Origin of the sequence: Streptomyces incanus (genome assembly GCF_042656345.1) — a bacterium.
Lineage (GTDB): Bacteria > Actinomycetota > Actinomycetes > Streptomycetales > Streptomycetaceae > Streptomyces > Streptomyces incanus.
Genome location: NZ_JBHSPC010000147.1, coordinates 1 through 25,020, shown reverse-complemented (window position 1 = coordinate 25,020; position 25,020 = coordinate 1). Strand labels below are relative to the sequence as shown.

Sequence of the window (25,020 nt, the reverse complement as noted above, 5' to 3'; positions counted from 1 at the left end):
ACGGTACGGACCGGTGACCGCGACGCCCGTGATGCGGTGCGTGCACGGCGGGGACGTGCCGGGCGCGCTGGCGCTGGTCGACGCCGCGCATGCCGCGCTGCACGAGGAGCGGGTGGCGCTGCGTGCCGCGGACGAGGCCCTGCGGGCGTTGGCCGGTGCCGAGCCCGCCGCGTCGTCCCGCCCGGCGCTGCGCATCGGCGAGGTGGCCCAGCTGCTGGGCGTACGGACGTCGGCGCTGCGGGTGTGGGAGGCTGCCGAGCTGCTGACGCCCCGGCGGGAACTCGGCACCGGGTACCGCCTGTTCGGCCCCGCCGACGTCCGCGACGCCCGGCTCGTCCACACCCTGCGCAACAGCCACTACCCGTTCGACCGGATCCTCCCGGTGCTGGACGGACTGCGCCGGGAGGGCAGCGGCGAGGAGCTGCGGGTGGCCCTCGTCGCGCGCGGCGAGGCGCTCACCGCGCGCACCCTGGCGATGCTGGAGGGCGCTGGGGCCCTCCACGCCTACCTGGGATTGGTCACTGCCAGGAGTTCTGCCGGGGGTTCTGCCGGGGGTTCTGCCGGGGATTGACTTCCGGCGCCCGGCCGGCCCGTCGCCGGCCGGGGAAAGCAAGCGGGTTCGGGGAGACTGGCTGCCATGGAGTCGATCGATGCGGAAACGGCCCGTGCCTGGCTCGCCACCGCCGTCGCGGAGGCCCGTGCCGGTCTCGCCGAGGGCGGTGTCCCCGTCGGCGCCGCGCTGTACGGAGCCGACGGAACCCTGCTCGGCCGGGGCCGCAACCGCCGCGTGCAGGACGGTGATCCGTCGGTGCACGCGGAGACGGCCGCCTTCCGGGCGGCGGGACGGCAGCGTTCGTACCGCGGGACGACGATGGTGACGACCCTGTCGCCGTGCTGGTACTGCTCCGGGCTCATCCGGCAGTTCGGCATCTCGCGGGTGGTGATCGGCGAGGCGGCCACCTTCCACGGCGGGCACGACTGGCTGGCCGAGCACGGCGTAGGCATCGTGCTGCTGGACGATCCCGAGTGCGCCGCGATGATGCGGGACTTCATCGCGCGGCGCCCCGAGGTGTGGAACGAGGACATCGGGAGGTGACGAAGGCCGGTTCCCGTGCCCGGTGATCGGGGCGGGGGAACCGGCCTTCGCGGGCGGTGCCTCGTTGTGCCGCTCAGAAGCCGATGGCGGTGAGGGCGCTCATGCCGACATCGGCGTAGGAGTGCTTGCCGGAGACGAAGATGTTCACGCCGTAGTAGTTGAACAGCCAGCAGCCGAAGGCGAGCAGGGCCAGGTAGGCGGCCTTGCGGCCCTTCCAGCCGGCGGTGGCGCGGGCGTGCAGGTAGCAGGCGTAGGCGACCCAGGTGATGAAGGACCAGGTCTCCTTGGGGTCCCAGCCCCAGTAGCGGCCCCAGGCGTCGCCGGCCCAGATGGCGCCCGCGATGATCGTGAACGTCCACAGCGGGAAGACGGCCGCGTTGACGCGGTAGGAGAACTTGTCGAGCGAGGCGGAGGCGGGCAGCCGTTCCAGGACCGAGGTGGCGAAGCTGCCGGGCTTGCCACCGCGCGCGAGCTTGCTCTCGTAGGAGTCCTTGAACAGGTACAGGATCGTGCCGACCGCGCCGACGTAGAAGACCGCGCCGCACAGGATCGCGGTGGAGACGTGGATGTACAGCCAGTACGAGTCGAGCGCGGGGACCAGCTGGTCGCTCTCGGTGTACAGGACGGTGACGGCCAGACCCAGGTCGAGGAGGACCGTGGTGGCCAGGAACAGGCCGAGCCAGCGCACGTTCTTCTTCAGGGCCAGCAGCAGGAGGTACACGCCGACGGCGACCGTGGTGAAGGTGATGTTGAACTCGTACATGTTGCCCCAGGGCGCCCGCTGCACGGACAGCGCCCGGGTGAGCACTCCGCCGAACTCGACCAGGAAGGCGAGCACGGTGAGGGAGACGGCGATCCGCCCGTAGAGGTCGCCCTGCGCGTCCCCGCCGTGCGCTCCCGGACCGTCGGGCACGTCCCGCGCGCCGGCCGCGGCCCGTACGACGACCTTCGGTCGCTCCAGTACGGCGGTGCCGCCCTCCTGCTTCACGGTGACGGCGGGCGCCTTCTTCGCCGCCTCCCCACGGGAGGTGAGCGCGGCGGCGGTGCGGGCGACCTTGCTGCGGCTGCCGAAGATCCATTCGGCGATGTACGCGAAGAAGGCCAGGGTGTAGACCGCCATCGCGGAGTAGATCAGAACGTTGCTGATCTCCGCGAGGTTCTCGTTCTTCGCGGCGGCCAGGCTCGTGGCGGCGACCAGGTCGGTTGCGGCGGCGAGAGTCACGGCTTCTCAGCCCCTTCGGCAGGTACGGCTTGAGGGTCGGGGGATTCGGAGGAGTCCGACGCGTCGGAGGAAGACTCCGGGGCCGGGTCGGGATCCGGGTCGGGATCCGGGTCCGGCTCCGGGGCGCCCGGGGCCTGGTCGTAGAGGGTTCCGGCGAGGTCACCGAGTTCCTCGGGCACGGTGGCGGACTCGCTGCGGCCGAGCCCGGCCATCTCGACGACGGTGACGCCGTTGGGGCCCTCGACCGCGCGCACCCACACCCGGCGTCGCTGGATGAACAGGGAGCCGGCCAGACCGGCGATGGCGACGAGGGCGCCGCCGAGGGCCCAGCCGCCGCCCGGCTCCTGGACCATCTGGAAGCCGGCCCATTCCCTGACGTCCTTCTCGAAGGTGACCGAGCCGGCCCCGTCCGGGAGGGTCATGGTCTCGCCGGGCGTCAGCATCTTCTTGAACAGCTCGCCGTCGGAGTCCTTGAACTCCTTCATCTTGGTCTTGTCCATCTGGTACACGCTCTGCGGAATGCCGGAGTCGGCCTTCAGGTCGCCGTGGTAGGCGGACAGGGCGAGTACGGGATAGTCGAGGCCCGGGAACTGGGAGAGCATCGTGCCGCTCTGAGAGCCTCCGAAGGTGGGCACGAAGAAGGCGTTGAAGCCGAGCTGCTCCTTCTTTCCCTCGGCGTTGCGGTAGCCGTCGAGGACCTTGACCACACCGGAGGAGGTGACGTTGGCGTCGAGCGGCAGCAGCGGCACGGCGTCCTTGAAGACGACCTTGCCGTCGCCGTCGCGGACGGTGACCACCGGCGCGTAGCCGTGGCTGACGAGGTAGACCTTGGAGTCGCCGATCACCAGGGGCTCGTTCACCTTGACGGTGGTCGTCTTCTCCTCGCCGTACGCGCCCTGGGTGTAGACGAGCTCGGTCTCGTAGGTGCGCGGTGTTCCCTTGTTGGGGCCGCTGCGCTCGTAGGTGCCGGTGAAGGACTTTACCTCGAAGCTGAACGGCTCCAGGTCGGCGACGTCGAAGAGGTTGCCGGACTTGAAGTCGTCGTACTGCGTGAGCGTGTTGGCGAAGCCGTTGCCCTCGACGATCAGCTTGTTGCCCTCGGACTTGAACAACTGCCCCCAGGCGAAGGCGATCAGCATCACGATCAGGGCGAGGTGGAAGGCGAGGTTGCCCGCCTCTCGCAGATAGCCCTTCTCGGCGGCGACGGCGTCACCGGCGAGGTGGGCACGGAAGCGGCGCTTGCGCAGCAGCGCGAGCGCGGCCTCACGGACCTGCTCGGGGTCGGCCTCGGTGCGCCAGGTGGTGTACGCGGGCAGCCGGGTCAGGCGCTGGGGGGCACCCGGCGGGCGCCCGCGCAGCTGGCCCACGAACTGCAGGGTGCGGGGCGCGATGCAGCCGATGAGGGAGATGAACAGCAGGATGTAGATCGCCGAGAACCACACCGAGCTGTAGACGTTGAACAGGCCGAGCTTGTCGTAGACCGGCGCGAGGAACTCGTGCTGCTCACGGAAGTCGGCGACCCGGGTCTCGTCGACTCCGGTCTGCGGGACGAGCGACCCGGGGATCGCGGCGAGCGACAGCAGCAGGAGCAGCAGCAGCGCGACCCGCATGGAGGTGAGCTGCCGCCAGAACCAGCGGGCCCAGCCGAGGACGCCCAGGGCGGGCAGGTTCGGCAGGTTCGGCAGGTCCTCCTTGGGCGCGGTGGACAGCTGGGAGCCCGCCTCGCCCAGTTCCCGCTCCTGCTCCCGGGCGGCGTGGTCGGCCGCGTCGCCCTCGGATCCCGCCGGGGTGTGTCCCGGCCCGGTTTCGGATGTCGTGCTCATCGCCGTCAGATCCCCACAGTGAAGCCGTTGGACCAGGTCTGCATCTCGATCACGAGGCTGTCCCACACGCCGGTGAGCAGCAGCACTCCGGTCACGATCATCATCGTGCCGCCGATCCGCATGACCCAGACGTAGTGCCGCTTGACCCAGCCGAAGGCGCCGAGCGCCTTGCGGAACGCCACGGCCGCGAGGACGAAGGGCAGACCCAGCCCCAGACAGTACGCGACGGTCAGCACGGCCCCGCGTCCGGCGCTCTCCTGCTGTGCGGAAAGCGTCAGTACGGAGGCGAGGGTGGGGCCGATGCAGGGCGTCCAGCCGATGCCGAAGAGGGCGCCGAGGACGGGCGCGCCGGCCAGTCCGGCCGCCGGACGCTTGTGGAAACGGAACTCACGCTGGGTCAGCCAGGGCATCATCCCCATGAAGAAGACGCCCATGAGGATCATGAGGACGCCGAGCACCTTGGTGAGGATGCCCGACTGTTCCTGCAGTGTCTGCCCGAAGTAGCCGAAGAAGGCCCCGCCGGAGACGAACACGACGGTGAAGCCGAGGACGAAGAGCGAGGCGCCGGCGATCATCCGGCCGCGCCGGGCCTCGGCCAGGTCGGTGCCGGACACGCCGGTGACGTAGGAGAGGTAACCGGGGACCAGCGGCAGGACGCAGGGCGAGAAGAAGGAGACGAGCCCGCCGAGCAGGGCGATGGGCAGCGCCACCAGCAGGGCGCCGTTGAGCACCGTGCCGTTGTAGGCCGGGTCGGCGGCGAGGTGCCCCGTCCCGGCGGAGAGGGCGCCCGCCCCGGCCGCGAGCGTGGTGAGGACGGTCACGTCACTTCTCCGCGACGACCGGCTCGAGCATCTTCAGCAGCCGTTCCTCGCTGAGCGCGGTGAGCGAGCGGGCGGCGATCTTCCCGTCCCGGTCCAGGATCAGGGTGGAGGGGATCGCCTGTGGGTGGAGTGTGCCCTTCTCGAAGCGGAGCATCAGCTTGCCCGTGGGGTCGTACAGGCTCGGGTAGGTGATGCCGAAGTCCTTCTCGAAGGCGAGCGCCGAGCCGGTGCTGCTGTCGCGGGTGTTGATACCGACGAACTGCACGTCCTGGCCGGCGTAGTCCTCGGACACCTTGGCGAAGTACTTGGCCTCCGCGCGGCACGGGTTGCACCAGGAGCCCCACATGTTGAGGACGACGACCTTGCCCTGGAAGTCGGCGACGTCGAGGTGTTCGCCCTCGAGGGTCTTGCCGGACAGGTCGGGCGCGGCGGCGCGCTCGCCCTTGGCCGCCGTGGCGATGCCGTCGGTGCCGGTGACGAAGTTGGTGTTGCCGCCCCCGCCGGACGTTCCGCCGGAACCGCACGCGGTGAGCAGCAGTGCGGCCACCGCGGCGCCGGCGGTCAGGGCGGCACGGCGGCGGGCGCGGGCGCGCGGGGCACGCTCGCGGGTGTCACGGACGCCGGCGTCACGGACGCCGGTGGCGCGGTTCGAGCGCTGGGGGGCGCGGCAGGCGGCACTCATGTGAAAAGTTTCGCATGTCCGTTCCGGGGATCTTGGGCACCCCCCTTGCGGGCGGAAATCCGCATATCAGGCGCCGCTCGCGGCTCCCGTCCCCGCGCCCGTCCCGGCCCCTGCCCCAGCGGTGTCGCCGGAGTCGCCCGTACCGCCGGAGCCGCCCAGGAAGCCCTTCCAGCCACCGGCCGGTTCCTGCCCGACCCCCAGCGTGCGCAACTGCTCCAGCACCTCGGGCTTCTGCACGTCCAGCCAGTCGGTGAACTGCCGGAAGGAGACCATGCGGACGTCGGCGCCCTTCTCCTTCTCCCGTGCGATGTGCTTGAGGGCGTCCTCGACGGCGTCCATGTAGATGCCGCCGTTCCACTGTTCGAAGTGGTTGCCGACGAAGAAGGGCGCCCTGTTCGTCTCGTATGCCCGCTTGAATCCCGATATGAGTGCCTGGGTGGCCTGTTCCCGCCAGGCGGGGTGGTGGCGCGCGGGCGCGTTGGTGGAGTTGACGGACTGGTTGGCGAGGATGTTGTAGTCCATCGACAGGACCTCGAAGGACCGCCCGGGGAACGGTATCTGCTGCAGGGGCAGATCCCATACGCCCTGGCGCTTGGACGGCCAGACCTGAAGGCCGCCGGGCGAGGAGGCGTCGTAGCGCCAGCCCAGGTCGCGGGCGGCGGTCAGCAGGTTGTCCTGGCCGAGCAGGCAGGGCGCGCGGCCGCCGACGAGTTCCTTGTCGTAGTCGAACGGCAGCGACGGCAGGTCCGTCCAGCCGGAGTTGGTCCGCCACTCCTTCACGAACGACTTCGCCTGGTCTATCTCGCTGCGCCACTGCTGCGGCGTCCAGTTGCCGACGCTGCCGGAACCGGCGCAGAAGTGGCCGTTGAAGTGGGTGCCGATCTCGTGGCCCTCGAGCCAGGCGCGGCGGACGTTCTTCAGCGTGTCCTTGATGTGGTCGTCGGTGAGGTAGCCGATGTCGGAGGCGCCGCGCGGGTTGTTCGGCGGGTCGTACAGCCGTTTCTTCGACTCGGGCAGCAGGTAGACGCCGGAGAGGAAGAACGTCATGTGCGCGTCGTGTTCCTCGGCGAGGTCCAGGAAGCGCGGGAAGAGCCCGTTGCCGACCTCGCCGGCTCCGTCCCAGGAGAAGACGACGAACTGTGGCGGGGTCTGACCCGGCTCCAGCGGCACCGGCCGGGAGGGCTGGTGGGGCTGCTTGCCGGTGAAGGCGGTGGAGCCGTCGCCGATCGGCCGGGCGGTCTTCGTCGGCTTGGGCTTCCCGGGGCGGTCGCCGCCCCGGGAACCGCCCGTACGCCCCGAGCCGCCCGATCCTGTGCCGCCCGATCCTGTGCTGCCGCCGCAGCCGGCCAGCGAGGCAGCCGCGGCGGCCCCTGCGCCGAGTCCGAGCATTCCCCTGCGGGTGAGCGCACGCATGACATCCCCGATCGTCACGTCCTCTGGTGTCCACTCCTTCAGAGGACACGACGGGAACAAAAGTTCCCCGCCCCGTGCGAAGGTTCCGCAACGAACGTCACGAGGGTGTGCCGGGCCGTCAGGTGCGCGGCCCGCCCGGGTGGGCCGCGCACCGCACGCCGGGACAGGGCGGGCTACGCCCCGAAGGCCTTGCCCTGGGGGGCACCGCCCTTGCCCTTCACCGGCTTGGCGCCGGCGAGGAGATGGGCGGGGACGAGATCGCGGGCCGGCTCGCTGTAGCCGACGGAAACGATTTTGTCGCCCAGGTAGGTGAAGGTGGTCAGCGAGGCGAGGGTGCACTGCCGTTTGCGCGGGTCGTGCCACAGCCGCCGCTTCTCGACGTAGGACCGCACGATCCAGATCGGGAGCTGATGGCTGACCAGCACCGCCTCGTGACCGCGCGCCGCGTCCCTGGCCGCGTCGAGCGCGCCCATCATGCGGACGACCTGCTCGACGTACGGCTCGCCCCAGGACGGCTTGAACGGGTTGACGAGGTGCTTCCAGTTCTCGGGCCGGCGCAGCGCGCCGTCGCCGACGCCGAAGGTCTTGCCCTGGAAGACGTTCTCGGCCTCGAGGAGCCGGCTGTCGGTGGCGATGTCCAGGCCGTGGGCCTTGGCGATCGGCTGGGCCGTCTCCTGGGCCCGCTCCAGCGGGGAGGCTCCGACGTGGACGATGTCGCGGGAGGCGAGGTGCTCGCCGACCCGGTCGGCCATCCGCCGGCCCAGCTCGGAGAGCTGGTAGCCGGGGAGCCGGCCGTAGAGGACACCTTCCGGGTTGTGGACTTCGCCGTGCCGCATGAGGTGGACGACGGTGAGGTCCCCGCTCCCCGTGCTCCCCGCGCCCGTGCCGTTGCCCGTGCCGTCGCTCATGCCGTCGCCTCCGCTGCCGCTCGGGCCGCCGCGGGGAGGGCGTCGGCGATCCGCTGGACGGCCCGGTCGTCGTGCGCGGTGGACACGAACCAGGACTCGAAGGACGAGGGCGGCAGGTAGACGCCGTTCTCGAGGAGGGAGTGGAAGAAGGCGGTGAAGCGGAACGACTCCTGCGCCTTGGCGTCCTCGTAGTTCCTCACCGGCTGGTCGGTGAAGAAGACGGAGAACATGTTGGAGGCGTTCTGCAGCGTGTGCGCGACGCCCTCCTTGGTGAGCGCCTCGGTGACGAGGGAGCGGATCCGCTCCGAGACGGCGTCGACCTTCGCGTACGCGGCGTCGTCGAGCAGCCGCAGCTGGGCGAGCCCGGCGGCGGTGGCGACGGGGTTCCCGGAGAGGGTGCCGGCCTGGTAGACGGGCCCGGCGGGGGCGAGGTGCGCCATGACGTCGGCCCGCCCGCCGAAGGCCGCGGCCGGGAAGCCGCCGCCCATCACCTTGCCGAAGGTCATGAGGTCGGGCCGTACGCCGTCGACGCCGAACCATCCGGCGCGGCTGGTACGGAACCCGGTCATGACCTCGTCGGAGATGTACAGCGCGCCGTTCGCGGCGCAGGCGTCCTTGAGCCCCTGGTTGAACCCGGGCAGCGGCGGTACGACGCCCATGTTGCCCGGGGACGCCTCGGTGATCACACAGGCGATCTCACCGGGGTGCGCGGCGAAGGCGGCACGCACGGCGTCGAGGTCGTTGTAGGGCAGAACGATCGTGTCGCCGGCCTGGGCGCCGGTGACACCGGGGGTGTCCGGCAGGGCGAAGGTGGCGACGCCCGATCCGGCGGCGGCGAGCAGCGCGTCGACGTGGCCGTGGTAGCACCCGGCGAACTTGATCACCTTGGCGCGCCGCGTGAAGCCGCGGGCGAGCCGGATGGCCGACATGGTGGCCTCGGTGCCGCTGGACACCAGCCGGACCTGCTCCAGCGGCTCGATCCGGGCGACCATCTCCTCGGCGAGCGCGACCTCGCCCTCACCGGGCGTCCCGAAGGAGGTACCGCGCGCGACGGCGTCCTGCACGGCGGCGATCACCTCGGGGTGCGCGTGCCCGAGGATCATCGGCCCCCAGGAGCAGACGAGGTCGACGTACTCCCGCCCGTCGGCGTCGGTCAGGTACGGGCCGGTGCCGGACACCATGAACCGGGGCGTGCCGCCGACGGCCCCGAAGGCACGCACCGGCGAATTCACGCCACCGGGAGTGACGGCCGCGGCACGATCGAACAGCGCCTGCGAGGCTTGGGCTTCGTACGGGTAGGGCAGTTCGCTCATGACCTGCGACTTCTCCGGCATCTCCGACATCTCGGACTCGGGCTACGAGTGACCTGTTCAGGGTAGGCCAGACGCGGGCGGGGAACCGGAGGCCGGCGACTGCCGGGGCTCGGGGCGGGGCCGACGGCTCTCGCCCGAAACCCTCGGCGGGGCCGGGTGAGTAATCCGGCCCCACCTGCTCGTACCACCCATTCGTACGACCATTTCGTACGCCTGTTTCGTACGGTCCGCCCCGCGCGGCCGTTCACGGACTCGGGTATTCGGCCTCCCGCAAGGGCATCCGGTCCCGAATCGCCCGTGATCTGCGAAACTGGCGTCGGAGTGCACACAGCTCACCCGGCCCGGGGAGGCCGGGCGCTGAGCAGGACCCGCGGGCAGATGCAGCACCGCACGTTTCGGCGGGCGGCCGTGGGGGAGGTCACTGACACGATGATCGGGTTGCGCGGCGGGGCCACGCGCCTAGAAAAGCAGTCGGGTGGAGATATGCATCGCGGTGGCGGACTGGGCGAGGGGACTGACGACCTCGGTCCTCGACGTTCCCGGCGGGGAAGGCACCGGCGCGAGGCGGAAGAGGTGGACGAGGCCCGTCGGGCACACGGTGCTCCGGGCGGGGCCGAGTCGATCGACCCGTCGAGTGCGGGGAGCAGGAATGGTGGTCGAGTGGGGGTGACCTACAAGTACTTCGGCGCGCCGGACGGCGCCACCGCCGCCCGCGTCCCGATCTCGATGCGACCCGAGGAGCTCGGCGGCGACGAGCTCGGCATGGGCGGCATGTTCACCAAGATCAAGCCGGAGACGATGGCCGCCATGGTCCTCACCGGCATAGAGGGTGTCCCCCTGCACAAGGTGCCGCCGCTGGAGCTGGTCGTCCTGCATCCCGACTACGCGGTCGTGAAGCTCCCGATGACGGCTGTCGACCCCCTCCGCGACATAGGCGAGGAGACGGTGGGCGCGGCCGCCTTCATCTGGTCCACGGTCCCCGACCGCGGCGGCCCCAGCGACGCGTTCAACGTTTACCAGCTGCTGCACGAGTGGCAGGACTTCAGCCACCGGCTGCATGAGGCGGGGCACCAGCCGTATTGCCTGGTGTGGCCCTGACCTGGGGTTCCACTGGTTTCGGGCGGGGCTTCGGGTCCCGCCTCCGTCATGTGCGGGAGGGGTCGTCAGGCAGCCGTGCCGCGGTGCACACCGGCAGGCCGAACCACCCTGCGGGTGAGCCGCTTCTCGCGGTGCCGGGCGACCATGGGCGGGGCGAAGACGAGGTCCCTCGCCGCCGGCGGCAGCACGAGCGCGAGCGAACCGAACGCCAGAGCGATGTCTTGGACGACGTAGGAGAAGACGGACATGGCGGCCCCGGCCGGCCACAGCGGTCCGCGCGGCAGGTCCAGGAACAGGCTCGGGCGCGGGGACGTGTTCTCGGGTACCGAGGCGGCGGCCTGTTGCACGACGACCGCGACGGCTGATCAGCAAGCCGCTGTCAGTGCCGCAACCACCGTCGCGCCGGTCGCCATGGGTCCCAGCAGCCGCCTCGCACCGTCCCGGCTCCGTACGTCGCCCGGCGTGGCAGAAGAACCCGGTCGCCTTCGACGCGGGTCGGCCACGTCATGGTGCTCTGCGGGGTCATGGTGCTCTGCGGGCCTCACTCGCGGCCCCGGACGGAGGCGTCACGCAGAGTGCCGGTGGAGGGCCCGGGCCGGGGCGGCGGTACTGGTGGCGCCCGGTTCGGTCCGGTCCCTGCCTGAACCGCCGGGCTGCCCGGCTCACCACCCGAATGGCCGCTGCGGAGGGCAACAGCGGCAACCCCACGGCAGGGGTCCCCATGGAGGAGTGCCTGTTCCGGAGTTCTTTCGGGCGCAGGCATACCACGCCCGCGAGGCGTGCCGCGCCGAATCCCGGTCACGCTCCGTAAGTCACCCGAAGGGATTACTTCAAGGGAGCAGCGGAGTACGAGAACGGGTCGTATGAGGCGGGGGCGCTGTCACCCAAGAGGCCCCCGAAGGAGGACATCGTGTTCCGTCATTCGACACGTACGTTCGTAGTGGGTCTGTGCGCGCTGGCCGCCACCACCGCGCCGGCGGCGCCGGCCCTGGCCGCCCCGGCCGGGGGGGCACCGCCCCCGGCGCCGCACACCGACGCCCGGGCCCTGCACGCGCAGACCATCGCCGACCTGACCACCACGATGAGGGACGCGGCGTACGCCCACGCCATCTACGGCCTCTTCGCCGCCGAGGCCGACCGCCAGGGCCTGCCCGCCGTCGGCAAGCTCTTGTCCAGCACGGCGCAGACCGAGCTGGACGAACACCTGCGCGAGGCGGCCACCCTGGCCGGAACCGTCGGATCGAACGCGGCCAACCTGCGCCAGGCCATCGAGGGCGAGACCTACGAGCACGAGGTCATGTACCGCGGCTTCGCCGAGCAGGCCCGCCAGGACGGGGACCTCGAGGCCGCGAAACTGTTCAGCGAGATCGCCGCGGACGAGGGCCGTCACCGCGACGCCTTCCGCACGGCCCTCGCGGTCGTGACCAGCGGCCGCGGCACCGTCCCGGCACCGCCGAAGGCCGACATGGTGTCGGTGCCCGCCGGGCTGCCGAAGGTGAAGGCCGCCCGCACCAAGGCCAACCTGGACACCGCCCTGCACGGCGAGGGCCTCGCGCACGCCAAGTACATGCTCTTCGCCGCCCACGCCAAGCAGACCGGCAACGCCGCGCTGGCCCGCCTGTGGGAGGGCACCGCCATGGTGGAGCTGCATGAGCACCTCGCCGGCGAGGCGGTGCTGGCCGGTCTGGTGCGCGACACCAGGGACAACCTGCGCATGGCCGTCACCGGTGAGCGCCACGGGGCGACCACGGTGTACCCGGGGTTCGCCGAGCGGGCCACCGCCGTCGGTGACGCCGCCGCCGCCCGCTTCTTCCGCGACACCGGCGCGGACGAGGCCCGGCACGGGGCCGCCTTCCAGAAGGCGCTCGACCAGATGGGCTGACCGCCCCGCGCCGGGGGGACCGCGGCGCGACCGGCCGGGCGGACCACAAACCGCCCGGCCGGTCGCGGCATCACCCCGCCGTCGGTGCGGAGGGCATGCCCCGGGCAGCGTCCGCCCGGGGACGAACGGCCTCTGCCCGTCCGCACTCCGCCGGCCCGACCGGTCACTGACGACGGCCGTCACCGTGCCGCGCCCACCCAGGGTGCGTCGGACCGGCGGGAGCTGTTCACCGACATCGACGGCGCCGAGGCGACCTGGCCGGACGGGCTACGCGAGGAGGTGGACACCACCCTGTTGACCACCGGCTACCGGCCGGACCCGCCCTGTCTCGCGGGCCTCGGCGGGCCGGCTTCCGCATCATCGGCACCCGCGCGCGCATCGGCCGCCACCACGGCCACTGGCGCGACACCCCTCCTCCACCCGGCGTGCGGCACCGTCCCGGGAATTCACGTCACTTGGTCCCCACCGTGCGCAGCACCGTGAGCACCAGGGTCCGGGCCGCCGCCACCGTCTCCCGCAGGGACACCTGCTCGCGCGCGCTGTGCGCCACCGCGATGTCCCCCGGCCCGAACTGCAGCGTCGGTATCCCCGCGCCGGTGTAGTGCCGCAGGTCGCTGCCGTACGTCGCGCCGCGCTGCCGGGGGGCCGGGCCGCCCGTCGCGTCCGTGTACGCGGCGCCGACGACGTCCGGCAGCGGATGCCCCTCCTCCAACCGGCCGCTCGCGAACCGGCCGCCCGGCCAGGTCACCGTCGCCGGGTGGTCGCGCAGCCAGGGGTCGGCTGCGCAGGCCCGCGCCACGCACCGCTCCAGGTCGGCGCGCGCCTCGGCCGGGTCCTCGCCGAGGCGTACGCCGAGCCGGCCCTCGGCGACCAGCAGGTCCGGCACGCTGCTCGCCCAGTCCCCGGACCGTACGGTGCCCACCGACAGCGCGTACGGGATCGGGTACTCGGCGAGCAGGGGGGACGGGTTCCGGTTCCGCTCGGCCTCCAGGCCGGCCAGCGCCCGGTGCAGGGGCAGATACGCGTCGACCGCGCTCACCCCCTGTTCCCGCGCACTGCCGTGCGCCGCCTTGCCGGGCACCGCGAGCCGGAACGTCAGGGCGCCCGCGTTCGCGGTGATCAGGGTGCCGGCGGTGGGCTCGGCGATGACGCAGGCGTCGCCCCCGTGTCCGCGCTCCAGGGTGCCGAACGCGCCGATGCCCCCGTCCTCCTCGCCGACGACGAAGTGGGCGGCGACCCGGTCGCGCAGCCGTATCCCGGCCGCCCGTATCGCGGCGAGGGCGGCGAGGTGTGCGGCGAGTCCCGCCTTCATGTCGCAGGCACCGCGCCCGTGCACGACGTCCCCGGTCACGCGCGGTACGAACGGGTCGCCTTCCCCCCAGGCTTCGAGGTCGCCGGGCGGTACGACGTCGACATGGCCCTGGAGGATCAGGGTCGGCCCGTCACCGCCGTCGGGGGTGGTCCCGACCAGGCCCCACGCCTCCTCGCGGGGCACCTCCATGCCCGGGAAGCCGGGGTGGGCGCGCAGCGCGGGCAGGTCCATGGACCACAGGTCGACCTCCATCCCCAGCCACTCCAGCCGGCCGGCCAGCTGGTGCTGGAGTTCGGACTCGGCGGCGCTCCCGGTCACGCTCGGCACACCGATCAGCTCCAGCAGGGTCCGCCCCAGGGCCGCCTCGTCGATCGCCGCCAGCGCGGCGGTCTCCTCATCGGTCAGCACGTCGCCGCTCCTCCCCTTCCGGGACGCGTCCGCAGCGCCCCGTCCGCATACATGCTCACCTCCGAGGGTCCGTACGCGGCGGCGGGGGCGGCGGCATGGCACTGGCTCCGGCCCTGGCACGGCACCGGCACCGCACGGCACGGCACCGGTGCGTCAGGGGCCCGGTTCCTCGTCGTCGGGGTCCGTCAGCGGGCCGCCGCCCACCGTGAAGCCGATCACCGTTCCGCCGCCGGGCCGGCGGCGGGCGTAGGGGGCGCCCCCGTGGGCCAGGGCCACCTCTCGGACGATGGACAGGCCGAGGCCCGAACCGGGGAGGGAGCGGGCGTCGGCGGCGCGGAAGAAGCGGTCGAAGACGCGGAGCAGATCGCCTGCGGCGATGCCGGGCCCCCGGTCGCGGACCTCCACCCGTACCGTGCCCGGCCGCGCGGGTCCCGCGACCGTGATGTCGATGGGCGCGGTGCCGTTCCGGTCGAACTTGACGGCGTTCTCGACCAGGTTGGACACCGCCCGTGTCAGCATTCCGGGCCGTCCGTCGGTCGTGGTGTCGCCGCTCGCGTGGACGGTGATCTCACGTCCGCCCCGGCGCCGGGCCAGTTCGGCCACGTCCTCGGCGATGTCGGCGAGGTCGACCCGGCACGGCGGTTCGGTGCCGGACTGGCCGGCCGCGAGTTCGACGAGTTCGTTGACCAGGTCGGTCAGCTCACGGGCCTCCTGGGTGAGGTCGGCGACGAGTTCCTCACGGGTGCCGGGAGGGAGTTCGTCGATGCGGCGCAGCAGGGAGATGTTGGTCCGCAGGGAGGTGAGCGGGGTGCGCAGTTCGTGGCCCGCGTCCTGGACGAGCCGGCGCTGGTCGTCCTCGGACTGGGCGAGCCGGCCGAGCATCCGGTCGAAGGCGCGGCCGAGCCGCCCCACCTCGTCGTGACCGGTGACGGGAACCTGGATGCCGAGCCTGCGGGTGCGGGCGACGCCCTCGGCGGCGGCGGTGAGGGCGACCAGGCGGCGGGTGATCCGCCGGGCCAGCCACCAGCCGAACAGGCCTGCCGCGACCACCACCACCGCCATCAGGCCGAGCGTGCGCCGCTGGAGGGCCCGCAGCAGGTCCTCGGTGTCGCTGAACTCCTGCGCGACCTGCACCGCGCCCCGGCCGTCGCCCAGCGCGACGGTCGCGACGCGGTAGATGTCGTCGCCGACGTCGACGTCCGCGTGTTCGACCACCCGCCCGGCCGTGGCGGCGCCCGCGACCGCGCGGTCGGCGGCGACCACCGGCAGCCCCGGGTCGCCCGGGTCGACGATCCGGCCGTCCGGCCCGAGCACCTGGACGTCCGTCCGGGCGGGCCGCACCAGGTCGTGGCCGGGGGCGGCGGAGGAGAAGTCGGCCGGTGACATCCGGTTCGCCCGGACCTCGCCGCGCAGGTCCTGCACGACCTCGTCGAACACCATCTGCTGGTCCACCCGCAGCAGCCGGGCGGCGGTGCTGTACGACAGGATGCCGACCAGGACGGTGACCGTGGCCGTCACGGCGGCGAACGCCACCGCGAACTTGGCGCCGAGCGACAGCAGCCGCAGCCGACGCCGTCCGGCCGGGGCACCCAGAGCGCGCGACGTGGCCGGAGTACGTGACGTGCCCGAAGCGCCCGGGGTACGTGAGACATCCGGAGTACGTGAGACGCCCGGGGCGTCAGCCGTGCCGCGCGCCACTCAGTCCTCCCGCAGCACGTAACCCACCCCGCGCACCGTGTGGATCAGCTGCGGCGCCCCGGGTTCGTCGAGTTTGCGGCGCAGATAGCCGACGTAGACGGCGAGGTTCTTGGAACCGGGGCCGAAGTCGTAGCCCCAGATGCGGTCGTAGATGGTCGAGTGGTCGAGGACGATGCCCGCGTTACGGATCAGCAGCTCCAGCAGCTCGAACTCGGTTCGGGTCAGCTCCAGCTCCCGCCGGCCCCGCCAGGCCCGGCGCGCCCGCGGGTCCATGCGCAGCCCGGCCGCGTCGACGAACCGCCCTGCCGCCGGATCGTCCGGCCGCCCCTCCGGCGTCTCGGGCGTCCCGGAGTTCCTGGGTGTCCCGGGGGTCTCGGGCACCGCCTCCCGCGTCGACGACTCGACGGGCGCGGGTGCGGGCGCGGGCTCGGGCGCGGGCTCGGGTGCCGCCCGGCGCAGCAGGGCACGCAGCCGGGCGAAAACCTCCTCGACGTCGAACGGTTTGACGACGTAGTCGTCGGCGCCCGCGTCCAGCCCCGCGATCCGGTCGGCGGTCTCCACCAGCGCCGTCAGCATCAGTACGGGGGTGCGGTCGCCCTCGGCGCGCAGCACCCGGCACACCTGGAGCCCGTCGATGCCGGGCATCATCACGTCCAGCACGAGGACGTCGGGCCGGCTGCGGTGGGCCTGCGCCAGCGCCTCGACGCCGTCGGCGACCGCGGTGACCCGGTAGCCCTCCAGGGTCAGGGCGCGCTCCAGGGCGTTGCGGATGGCACGGTCGTCCTCGGCGAGCAGCACGGCGGGGGTGTGGGACGCGGTAGGGGGCACGGGACCAGTCTGCCAAGCACCGCCGCCCCGGTGAACGACCGGTGGCCCGGACGCCGCCGCCTTCTCGTTCCTGCCGTCCTCTCACCCGGACTGCCGTACGACCCGTGATCCGATTCGCGGTCCGATTCGCGGTCCGATTCGCGGTCCGATTCGCGGTCCGGTCGCAGGCGTCCCCGCCCGCGACCGGAACCTCGCGAGCGACCGGAACCGGACGGAACCGGTCGCCTCACCCGACGGCCACTGTCCAGGGAAGACCGCCAGGAGTTCTGCACTCGGCGCGTTCAGCGCGTTCAGCGCCCTGGTGCGCTCAGCCCGCTGACCGCAGCGCGGCCAGCTGCTCCTCGAACGGCACCACGTTGCGCGCGTCGAACTTGTCGTCGGCCGCGCCCCCGCGCGTGACACTGATCGCGCCACCGCCCGTACCGCCGGGGGCGGCCGGCAGCGCGCCCACCAGGGCGGCCAGCTCGCCCGCCGCCCGCTCGATCCTGGCGTCCAGGCCCTTGTCGCCCCAGTCCTGGGAGGCGGCGTACACCCCCGTGGGGACGACGATCGCGCGCAGGTGGGCGAAGAGGGGGCGCAGGGCGTGGTCCAGTACCAGCGAGTGCCGGGGCGTGCCCCCGGTCGCGGCGATCAGCACCGGCTTGCCGGCCAGCGCCTCCCGGTCCCGTACGCCGAGCACGTCGAAGAACGACTTGAACAGCCCGCTGTACGAAGCCGAGAACACCGGCGTGACCACGATCAGCCCGTCCGCCCCGGCCACCGCGTCCATCGCGTCGGCGAGCGCCGGCGCCGGGAAGCCGCTGGTGAAGTTGTGCGCGATGTCGACCGCGAGGTCCCGCAGTTCGATCACCCGTACGTCGGCCGGGGCCTGCCCGGTGGCCGCGGCGGCCAGCCGCTCCCCGAGCAGCCGGGTGGACGACGGCACGCTCAGCCCGGCCGATACGACGACGACGCTCATACCGTGCTCACTTCCCGGCCGGCCAGCAGCGAGGAGTGGATCGGGGCGTCCGGCACGTCGGCCGGGCGGTCCTTGGCGAACTCCTTGCGCAGCACCGGCACGACTTCCTCGCCGAGCAGGTCGAGCTGCTCGAGCACGGTCTTCAGCGGCAGGCCCGCGTGGTCCATGAGGAACAGCTGGCGCTGGTAGTCGCCCGCGTAGTCGCGGAAGGACAGCGTCTTCTCGATGACCTGCTGCGGGGAGCCCACGGTCAGCGGGGTCTGCCGGGTGAACTCCTCCAGCGAGGGCCCGTGCCCGTAGACGGGGGCGACGTCGAAGTACGGACGGAACTCGCGCACCGCGTCCTGCGAGTTCTTCCGCATGAACACCTGCCCGCCGAGGCCGACGATCGCCTGCTCGGGCGTGCCGTGTCCGTAGTGCGCGTACCGGGCCCGGTAGAGCTCGATCATCCGCTTGGTGTGGTCGGCCGGCCAGAAGATGTTGTTGTGGAAGAAGCCGTCGCCGTAGTAGGCGGCCTGCTCGGCGATCTCGGGCGAGCGGATCGACCCGTGCCAGACGAACGGCGGTACGTCGTCCAGCGGGCGGGGCGTGGAGGTGAAGCCCTGCAGCGGGGTGCGGAACTTGCCCTCCCAGTTGACGACGTCCTCGCGCCACAGGCGGTGCAGCAGGGCGTAGTTCTCGATGGCGAGGTTGATGCCCTCGCGGATGTCCTTGCCGAACCAGGGGTAGACCGGCCCGGTGTTGCCGCGCCCCATCATCACGTCCACCCGGCCGTCGGCCAGGTGCTGGAGCATCGCGAAGTCCTCGGCGATCTTCACCGGGTCGTTGGTGGTGATCAGGGTGGTCGACGTGGAGAGGATCAGCTTCTCCGTGCGCGCGGCGATGTAGCCGAGCATGGTCGTCGGCGAGGACGGCACGAACGGCGGGTTGTGGTGCTCGCCGGTGGCGAACACGTCCAGGCCCACCTCTTCCGCCTTCAGCGCGATGGCGACCATGGCCTTGATCCGCTCGCGCTCGGTGGGGGTACGCCCCGTGGTGGGGTCGGGCGTAACGTCGCCGACGCTGAAGATCCCGAACTGCATGGCCACTCACCTTCCAGGTTGTTTACGGTTCAACTATACCGGTGAACGGAGCCCCCGCTCCCGTTATTCCGAAAACCGGCGTGCGAAGCTGCCCGCATGCTGATCGCCCGCTCCGCCGCCCTGTTCGTCCTCGCCGCGATCCTGGAGATCGGCGGCGCCTGGTTGGTCTGGCAGGGCGTACGGGACCAGCGCGGCTGGATGTGGGCGGCCGGCGGTGTGCTCGCGCTCGGCGCGTACGGATTCGTCGCGACCTTCCAGCCCGACGCGCACTTCGGCCGGGTCCTCGCCGCGTACGGGGGCATCTTCGTCGCCGGTTCACTCCTGTGGGGCGCGGTCGCGGACGGCTACCGCCCGGACCGCTGGGACATCGCCGGGGCGCTGATCTGCCTGGCCGGGATGGCCGTGATCATGTGGGCCCCGCGCCACGGCTGACCCCACGGGCCCACCGCACGCCACGGCTGACCCCACGGGCCCACCGCACGCACCGCACCGCCCTCACGCAGCCGCACCCGCACACCCGACGCAGCCTCACACCCCCGCACCCGCACCCGCGCACCCGATGCCCGCGCGGACCGGGGCCACCCCGGCGGACCGCCCGCTCCCGCATATCCTGGCCGGGCCCGGCACCGCAGTCACCCGCACGAAGGAGCCCCATGGCCGCCGCAACACCGTCCGCAGCGTCGCGTATCGCCGTCGTCACCGGCGCGAGCAGCGGGATCGGCGCCGCCACGGCACGCGGACTCGCCGAGGCCGGATACCGCGTCGTCCTCACCGCCCGCCGCAAGGACCGGATCGAGGCGCTCGCCGAGGAGCTGAACGCGGCGGGCCACGTGGCGACCGCATACCCGCTCGACGTCACCGACCGCGCGGCCGTCGACGAGTTCGCCACCGCGTTCAAGACCATCGGCGTCCTGGTCAACAACGCCGGCGGCGCGCTGGGCGCCGACCCGGTCGCGACCGGCGACCCGGAGGACTGGCGCACGATGTACGAGACGAACGTCATCGGCACCCTCAACCTCACCCAGGCCCTGCTGCCCAAGCTGGAGGCGAGCGGCGACGGCACGGTCGTCGTCGTGTCCTCGACCGCCGGGCACGCCACCTACGAGGGCGGTGCCGGCTATGTCGCCGCCAAGCACGGCGCCCACGTCCTCGCCGAGACCCTGCGCCTGGAGATCGTCGGCCGGCCCGTCCGCGTCATCGAGATCGCGCCCGGCATGGTGAAGACCGACGAGTTCGCCCTCACCCGCTTCGGCGGCGACGAGGCGAAGGCCGCCCAGGTGTACGAGGGTGTCGCCGAGCCCCTCACCGCGGCGGACGTCGCCGACACCATCACCTGGGCGGTGACCCGCCCCAGCCACGTCAACATCGACCTGCTGGTCGTTCGCCCGCGCGCCCAGGCGTCGAACAGCAAGGTCCACCGGGAGCGGTGAGGGCGGCGCCGAGACCTGCTCAGCCCTTCACACAGACGACCTGCTTCAGCTTCGCCACGACCTCCACCAGGTCCCGCTGCTGCTCGATGACCTGCTCGATCGGCTTGTACGCGCCCGGAATCTCGTCCACGACACCGGAGTCCTTGCGGCACTCCACGCCCCGCGTCTGCTCCTCCAGGTCCTTGGTCGAGAAACGCCGCTTCGCCGCGCTGCGGCTCATCCGGCGGCCGGCACCGTGGGACGCCGAGTTGAAGGAGGCGGCGTTCCCGAGGCCCTTGACGATGTACGAACCCGTGCCCATGGAGCCCGGGATGATCCCGAACTCGCCGGAGCCCGCGCGGATCGCGCCCTTGCGGGTGACGAGCAGGTCCATGCCGTCGTAGCGCTCCTCAGCCACGTAGTTGTGGTGCGCGCTGATCTCCGTCCCGAAGGTCGGCTTCGCCTTCTTGAACTCCTTGCGGACGACGTCCTTCAGCAGCGCCATCATGATCGAACGGTTCCGCTTCGCGTACTCCTGCGCCCAGAACAGGTCGTTGCGGTACGCCGCCATCTGCGGGGTGTCCGCCACGAAGACGGCGAGGTCGCGGTCGACCAGCCCCTGGTTGTGCGGGAGCTTTTGGGCCACACCGATGTGGTGCTCGGCGAGTTCCTTGCCGATGTTCCGGGAACCGGAGTGCAGCATCAGCCAGACACCACCGGTCGTATCCGTGCACACCTCGACGAAGTGATTCCCGGACCCAAGCGTTCCCATCTGCTTTCCGGCCCGCTCCTCACGGAACTTGACCGCTTCCGCCACCCCGTCGAAGCGCCCCCAGAAGTCGTCCCACCCGCCGGTCGCGAACCCGTGCAGGCGGGCCGGGTCCACGGGGGTGTCGTGCATCCCGCGCCCGACCGGGATCACCTGCTCGATCTTCGAACGCAGCCGGGACAGGTCGCCCGGCAGGTCGTTCGCCGTCAGGGACGTCCTCACCGCCGACATTCCGCAGCCGATGTCGACCCCCACCGCCGCCGGGCACACCGCACCCTGCATCGCGATGACCGAGCCGACCGTCGCCCCCTTGCCGTAGTGCACGTCCGGCATCACGGCGAGGCCCTTGACCCAGGGCAGGGTCGCCACGTTCCGCAGCTGCTGGAGGGCGACCTCCTCCACCGACGCCGGGTCCGCCCACATGCGGATCGGCACCTTCGCACCCGGCATTTCCACGTACGACATATTTTCCTCATTCCCCCGAAAAGCAATAGAAGTCCGAAAGCGCAAAAACCGGCGCCAGGATCGACGAAAGGGACTTCGGACCGGCGTTCACGGCAGTGCGTGCGATACACATTGTCTGCCGGGGGTGCCCCCGTGCGGCAAGCGATTAACCAGCGGGGACACTGGTAGACCCGGCGGGCCGAGGCCCGCGCCCACCGTCGAGAGGAGCCCGGCCGTGCAGCGGAGGGCCTACGTACCCGGCGTCGCCGCGCTCCTCGCGGCCCTGCTGGCCGGATGCACCGGCAGTTCGGACGACGGGAGCCAGGCGAACGACTCCGGCCCGGGCAGCGCCAGTGCGGCCTCGCAGGCGGCCCAGCCCGGCAGGTACGCCACGCTCCCGGAGCCCTGTGGCGCGGTCGGCACCAGGACGCTCGACGAACTGCTCCCCGGCATCAGGGAGTTGACCGACGAGGCCCAGCGGAAGAAGGCGTACGTGGGCCAGGCGACGCTCACCTACGACACCGACCGCAAGGTGGGCTGCAGTTGGAAGGTGGAGTCGGCCGACGCCACCAACCGCCTGGTGATCGACCTCGAACGGGTCGTCTCCTACGACAACTCCGTCAGCGACGACAGCCAGGCCGAAGAGCTCTTCGCGACGAAGCGGACGGCGGCGGACCTTCCGGAGCCGACGGCCACCGCGTCCGGTTCCGCGGACACGGACGACGACGCCGGCAAGGACGGCGGCAGCCCGTCCACCGATCCGGACGCGTCCTCGTCCCCTTCGGCCCGCCCCTCCGGTTCCTCCGCACCCTCCGGCTCTTCCCGTGCCGACGCCGCGGCGGTCACCAAGCCCTCCGGCTCCGGCTCACCGTCCGAGGGTGAGTCCTCCCCCGCGTCGCCGTCCGCCCCGCTCACCGACCTCCAGCCCCGCCTCCTGGACGAATTCGGTGACGAGGCCTTCATCGACGACGAGCTGAGCAGCTCCGGATCGACCGTCAAGCAGCGCTCGGTGACTGTGGCGTTCCGCACGTCCAACGTGATCGTGACGATCGAGTACGCGGAGCAGCCGGCGACCGTCGGCACCGTCCCCGACAGCAGGGAAATGCAGGACAGGGCGCGGAAACTGGCCTCCCTGCTGGCCGATTCGCTGGGCGGCTGAGTCCCGTACACGCCTCCTTCACAGCCCTGCGCAAAGCATCCGAAGGAAGACCACCCGGATGGCTCACCGCGTACCGTGACCCCCTGGACCCCGTTTTGACCGCAGGGAACACAAGCGTCATGAGTGAAGGAACCATGCAGCGACGAACACAGCGAGACATGGGGGCACCGCCCACGCCGTCCAGACAGCGGGGGAGAGCGAAGCGCCGCCACCGCGTCCTTGTCGGCGCGGCGGCCGTCTCCGCGATGCTGATCGTCGCCGGCTGCTCCTCGGACTCCGGCTCCGACGACGGCAAGGACAAGGCGGCCGACAGCTCGGCGACGGCGTCCGCGTCCGCGAGCCCCTCCCCGACGGTGCGGGCGGCGGTGTACAAGGACCTGCCGAAGGCGTGCGACGTCCTGTCGAAGAAGACCCTGGACGACCTCGTACCGAAGGCGAAGCCGGGCAAGGAGAGCTTGTCCGACGACATCTCGACGCGCGCCGGCTGCTCCTGGGACAGCCTCACCAACAACGGTGTGGACGGTTCGCAGTTCCGCTGGCTGAGCGTGTCGATGCTGCGCTTCGAGTCGGACACCACGCGTGGCGCGGGCGACGAACTGGCCAAGGGCTACTACGACAAGCAGGTCAAGGACGTGCAGGCCGCCGAGGGCGCCACGGGCACGAAGTCCGAACCCGTCACGGGCACCGGCGACGAGGCGACGGCCGTGCGCTACGACCTGAAGAAGAAGGAAGGCACCTTCAAGCAGCAGACGGTCGTGGCCCGCGTCGAGAACGTGGTCGTCACCCTCGACTACAACGGGGCGGGTCTCGCCGGCGACAAGGCGCCGAGCGCCGACGACCTGATGGAGGACGCGCAGAAGGCGGCGAAGGAAGCGGTGAAGACCGTGACCGACGAGTCCGACGGCGGCAAGAGCTCCGGCGGGGCCGCCGGGAGCGGTTCGCCGTCGAAGCCGGCGTCCTCCTCGGCGCCGGCGGAGGACTGAGGTCCGGCGGCCACGGCGACGGGCCCGAAGCCGGGCCCGAAGGCGGACGGTGAAGCCCTGATACGGAACCGGCCACTCGTTCTCCGCACACATGTGCCACTCTGTTGCGCGCAACAACACGCTTGAGGAGGGGAGTACGGGTGGCCGCGCCCATTCAGCTGACACGGACGCACCGGATTCTCATCGGCGTGGTCGTCGCCGGAGCCGTGGTCATCGCCGGCATCGGCTTCGCGGGGTCCTACGCGGCCGTGCGCGAACTGGCCCTGCAGAAGGGCTTCGGGAACTTCAGCTACGTGTTCCCGATCGGCATCGACGCGGGCATCTGCGTCCTGCTGGCCCTGGATCTGCTGCTGACCTGGATCCGTATCCCCTTCCCGCTGCTGCGTCAGACGGCGTGGCTGCTGACGGCGGCGACGATCGCCTTCAACGGCGCGGCCGCCTGGCCGGACCCGCTCGGCGTGGGGATGCACAGTGTGATCCCCATCCTGTTCGTGGTGTCCGTGGAGGCCGCCCGGCACGCGGTCGGCCGGATCGCCGACATCACCGCGGACAAGCACATGGAGGGCGTCCGCCTCACCCGGTGGCTGCTCTCCCCGGTACCCACGTTCCTGCTGTGGCGGCGGATGAAGCTGTGGGAACTGCGGTCCTACGAGCAGGTCATCAAGCTGGAGCAGGAACGCCTCGTCTACCAGGCCCGGATGCGCTCCCGCTTCGGCCGGAGCTGGCGCCGCAAGGCCCCGGTGGAGTCCCTGATGCCGCTGCGCCTGGCCAAGTTCGGCGTCCCCCTCGCCGAGACGGCCCCGGCGGGTCTGGCGGCGGCCGGCATCGAACCGGCGGTGATCCCGCCGGCCCCCGAGCACCGGGCCGCCGTGGACGGTCCGTCCACCGGGACACCGGCGCTCTCCCTGCAGAAGGCGGCCCCGCCCGCCGAACAGCGCCCCGAGCTGACGGGCGGCCCCGGCAACCGCGGCGGCCGCGACAACCACGGCACCTTCGGTGACGAGGACGACGGCGGCGCGCACGACGAGGACCACCGCGACGGCGGCCACCGCGACGCCCAGGACCCCCGGGCCTTCCGCGACGCCCGCGACCCCCGGGACGTCTCGGACGCGCAGTCCATGCCCCCGTACGAGCAGCACGGCCCGAACGCGCCGTACGAGCAGCAGCCGCCCGCCCCGGACCAGAGCTCGTGGCTGCACGCCCGGGACCCGCAGTCCGTCGAGTACCACGGCGGCTACGACCCCTCCTACGACCCCGCCGACGACCCGCAGTACGCCGCGTGGATGGCGGAGCAGGAGCGGGCCGAGCAGTACCGCGGGCAGTTCGAGGAGGCACCCCCGGTGCAGGAGCCGTCCCCGGAGGACACCGGCACCTTCCCCATCCCGGTCGGCCCCGGGCGCACCCGTGAGCTGGGCGAGGGCGGCGGCACCCCGGAGGCCCCGCTCCCGGACGAAGAGGCCTACTACCAGGTCTTCAAACAGTCGATCAGCGGCAGCGGCTACCCGACTCCGCGCGAGTTCGGCGCCAACGTCGAGGCGACGTACGGCCGGACCCTGCCGGACGCCGAGGCCAAGCGCATGGTCATGGACTTCCAGGAAAAACACTTCGCGGAGCTGGAGGAGGACCACATCGCGTGACCCGCGTGGCCCGCGCCACGCGGACGAGCAGGCAGTACGAGGGCGGGGGCGCCCGGTGCAGAACACCGGGCGCCC

22 protein-coding genes and 1 pseudogene are annotated in these 25,020 nt (G+C 71.9%); 9 read left to right on the top strand and 14 right to left on the bottom strand.

The window, feature by feature from the left end; translation table 11 throughout:
* Positions 1–4 precede the first annotated feature (4 nt).
* Both ACFP2V_RS35085 and ACFP2V_RS35080 read left to right on the top strand, forming a co-directional pair.
* A pseudogene (locus tag ACFP2V_RS35085) lies at positions 5–571 on the top strand (MerR family transcriptional regulator); the annotation flags it as partial.
* Positions 572–637: 66 nt separating this feature from the next.
* A complete protein-coding gene (locus ACFP2V_RS35080; RefSeq protein WP_381219508.1) occupies positions 638–1,096 on the top strand; it encodes a nucleoside deaminase in 459 nt (152 codons plus the stop codon).
* A 73-nt stretch (positions 1,097–1,169) separates the two neighbouring features.
* On the opposite strand, the gene ccsB is transcribed toward ACFP2V_RS35080, so the two are convergent.
* From ccsB to hemL, 7 genes are all read right to left on the bottom strand, one after another.
* Positions 1,170–2,318 (bottom strand): c-type cytochrome biogenesis protein CcsB, encoded by a 1,149-nt coding sequence (ccsB, locus tag ACFP2V_RS35075; protein ID WP_381219505.1) that lies wholly within the window; start codon positions 2,316–2,318, stop codon positions 1,170–1,172.
* Positions 2,315–4,141, bottom strand: a complete 1,827-nt coding sequence (gene resB, locus ACFP2V_RS35070; RefSeq protein WP_381219502.1) for a cytochrome c biogenesis protein ResB — start codon at positions 4,139–4,141, stop codon at positions 2,315–2,317. The genes ccsB and resB overlap by 4 nt, the downstream gene beginning before the upstream one ends.
* A gap of 5 nt (positions 4,142–4,146) precedes the next feature.
* Positions 4,147–4,872 carry a cytochrome c biogenesis CcdA family protein gene (locus ACFP2V_RS35065; protein WP_381219605.1) on the bottom strand — a complete coding sequence of 242 codons (726 nt, stop codon included), beginning with the start codon at positions 4,870–4,872 and terminating at the stop codon, positions 4,147–4,149.
* A 91-nt stretch (positions 4,873–4,963) separates the two neighbouring features.
* Positions 4,964–5,644 (bottom strand): TlpA family protein disulfide reductase, encoded by a 681-nt coding sequence (locus ACFP2V_RS35060; RefSeq protein ID WP_381219499.1) that lies wholly within the window; start codon positions 5,642–5,644, stop codon positions 4,964–4,966.
* 66 nt (positions 5,645–5,710) lie between these two features.
* Positions 5,711–7,033 (bottom strand): polysaccharide deacetylase family protein, encoded by a 1,323-nt coding sequence (locus ACFP2V_RS35055; RefSeq protein WP_381219602.1) that lies wholly within the window; start codon positions 7,031–7,033, stop codon positions 5,711–5,713.
* 197 nt (positions 7,034–7,230) lie between these two features.
* The gene (locus ACFP2V_RS35050) at positions 7,231–7,965 is read right to left on the bottom strand and encodes a histidine phosphatase family protein (RefSeq protein ID WP_381219497.1); all 735 of its coding nucleotides are present in this window, start codon (positions 7,963–7,965) and stop codon (positions 7,231–7,233) included.
* Positions 7,962–9,278 carry a glutamate-1-semialdehyde 2,1-aminomutase gene (hemL, locus tag ACFP2V_RS35045; protein ID WP_381219599.1) on the bottom strand — a complete coding sequence of 439 codons (1,317 nt, stop codon included), beginning with the start codon at positions 9,276–9,278 and terminating at the stop codon, positions 7,962–7,964. The genes ACFP2V_RS35050 and hemL overlap by 4 nt, the downstream gene beginning before the upstream one ends.
* A 483-nt stretch (positions 9,279–9,761) precedes the next feature.
* Here hemL and ACFP2V_RS35040 point away from each other — a divergent pair, with 483 nt between their 5' ends.
* On the top strand, positions 9,762–10,376 hold the full coding sequence (locus ACFP2V_RS35040) for a hypothetical protein (RefSeq protein WP_381219494.1): 615 nt from the start codon (positions 9,762–9,764) through the stop codon (positions 10,374–10,376).
* Positions 10,377–10,441: 65 nt separating this feature from the next.
* Here the strand turns inward: ACFP2V_RS35040 and ACFP2V_RS35035 are convergent, their stop codons facing one another.
* Positions 10,442–10,723, bottom strand: coding sequence for a DMT family protein (locus ACFP2V_RS35035; RefSeq protein WP_381219491.1), 282 nt, complete (start codon positions 10,721–10,723; stop codon positions 10,442–10,444).
* A gap of 563 nt (positions 10,724–11,286) precedes the next feature.
* On the opposite strand from ACFP2V_RS35035, the gene ACFP2V_RS35030 reads away from it, so the two are divergent.
* Positions 11,287–12,258 carry a ferritin family protein gene (locus ACFP2V_RS35030; protein ID WP_381219488.1) on the top strand — a complete coding sequence of 324 codons (972 nt, stop codon included), beginning with the start codon at positions 11,287–11,289 and terminating at the stop codon, positions 12,256–12,258.
* Positions 12,259–12,709: 451 nt separating this feature from the next.
* Here ACFP2V_RS35030 and ACFP2V_RS35025 read toward each other — a convergent pair whose 3' ends face one another.
* From ACFP2V_RS35025 to ACFP2V_RS35005, 5 genes are all read right to left on the bottom strand, one after another.
* Complete coding sequence (locus ACFP2V_RS35025; protein WP_381219485.1) at positions 12,710–13,978, bottom strand: ArgE/DapE family deacylase; 1,269 nt, start codon at positions 13,976–13,978, stop codon at positions 12,710–12,712.
* A 153-nt stretch (positions 13,979–14,131) separates the two neighbouring features.
* Complete coding sequence (locus tag ACFP2V_RS35020) at positions 14,132–15,571, bottom strand: HAMP domain-containing sensor histidine kinase (RefSeq protein WP_381219596.1); 1,440 nt, start codon at positions 15,569–15,571, stop codon at positions 14,132–14,134.
* Positions 15,572–15,676: 105 nt separating this feature from the next.
* The gene (locus ACFP2V_RS35015) at positions 15,677–16,474 is read right to left on the bottom strand and encodes a response regulator transcription factor (RefSeq protein ID WP_381219593.1); all 798 of its coding nucleotides are present in this window, start codon (positions 16,472–16,474) and stop codon (positions 15,677–15,679) included.
* A gap of 337 nt (positions 16,475–16,811) precedes the next feature.
* The gene (locus tag ACFP2V_RS35010) at positions 16,812–17,462 is read right to left on the bottom strand and encodes a CE1759 family FMN reductase (protein ID WP_381219482.1); all 651 of its coding nucleotides are present in this window, start codon (positions 17,460–17,462) and stop codon (positions 16,812–16,814) included.
* The gene (locus ACFP2V_RS35005) at positions 17,459–18,544 is read right to left on the bottom strand and encodes an LLM class flavin-dependent oxidoreductase (RefSeq protein ID WP_381219479.1); all 1,086 of its coding nucleotides are present in this window, start codon (positions 18,542–18,544) and stop codon (positions 17,459–17,461) included. The genes ACFP2V_RS35010 and ACFP2V_RS35005 overlap by 4 nt, the downstream gene beginning before the upstream one ends.
* Positions 18,545–18,640: 96 nt before the next feature.
* Between ACFP2V_RS35005 and ACFP2V_RS35000 the strand changes: the two genes are divergently transcribed.
* The gene (locus ACFP2V_RS35000) at positions 18,641–18,976 is read left to right on the top strand and encodes a YnfA family protein (RefSeq protein ID WP_326754108.1); all 336 of its coding nucleotides are present in this window, start codon (positions 18,641–18,643) and stop codon (positions 18,974–18,976) included.
* Between the two features lie 221 nt (positions 18,977–19,197).
* Positions 19,198–19,974, top strand: coding sequence for an SDR family NAD(P)-dependent oxidoreductase (locus tag ACFP2V_RS34995; RefSeq protein ID WP_381219475.1), 777 nt, complete (start codon positions 19,198–19,200; stop codon positions 19,972–19,974).
* A 19-nt stretch (positions 19,975–19,993) separates the two neighbouring features.
* On the opposite strand, the gene ACFP2V_RS34990 is transcribed toward ACFP2V_RS34995, so the two are convergent.
* Positions 19,994–21,187, bottom strand: a complete 1,194-nt coding sequence (locus tag ACFP2V_RS34990) for an RtcB family protein (RefSeq protein ID WP_381219473.1) — start codon at positions 21,185–21,187, stop codon at positions 19,994–19,996.
* A 214-nt stretch (positions 21,188–21,401) separates the two neighbouring features.
* Here ACFP2V_RS34990 and ACFP2V_RS34985 point away from each other — a divergent pair, with 214 nt between their 5' ends.
* The 3 genes from ACFP2V_RS34985 (at position 21,402) to ACFP2V_RS34975 (ending at position 24,945) form a co-directional block, all read left to right on the top strand.
* The gene (locus ACFP2V_RS34985) at positions 21,402–22,325 is read left to right on the top strand and encodes a DUF3558 domain-containing protein (RefSeq protein ID WP_381219471.1); all 924 of its coding nucleotides are present in this window, start codon (positions 21,402–21,404) and stop codon (positions 22,323–22,325) included.
* Between the two features lie 134 nt (positions 22,326–22,459).
* Complete coding sequence (locus ACFP2V_RS34980) at positions 22,460–23,308, top strand: DUF3558 family protein (RefSeq protein ID WP_381219469.1); 849 nt, start codon at positions 22,460–22,462, stop codon at positions 23,306–23,308.
* 140 nt (positions 23,309–23,448) lie between these two features.
* Positions 23,449–24,945, top strand: a complete 1,497-nt coding sequence (locus ACFP2V_RS34975) for a DUF2637 domain-containing protein (protein WP_381219467.1) — start codon at positions 23,449–23,451, stop codon at positions 24,943–24,945.
* The last annotated feature ends 75 nt before the right edge of the window (positions 24,946–25,020 follow it).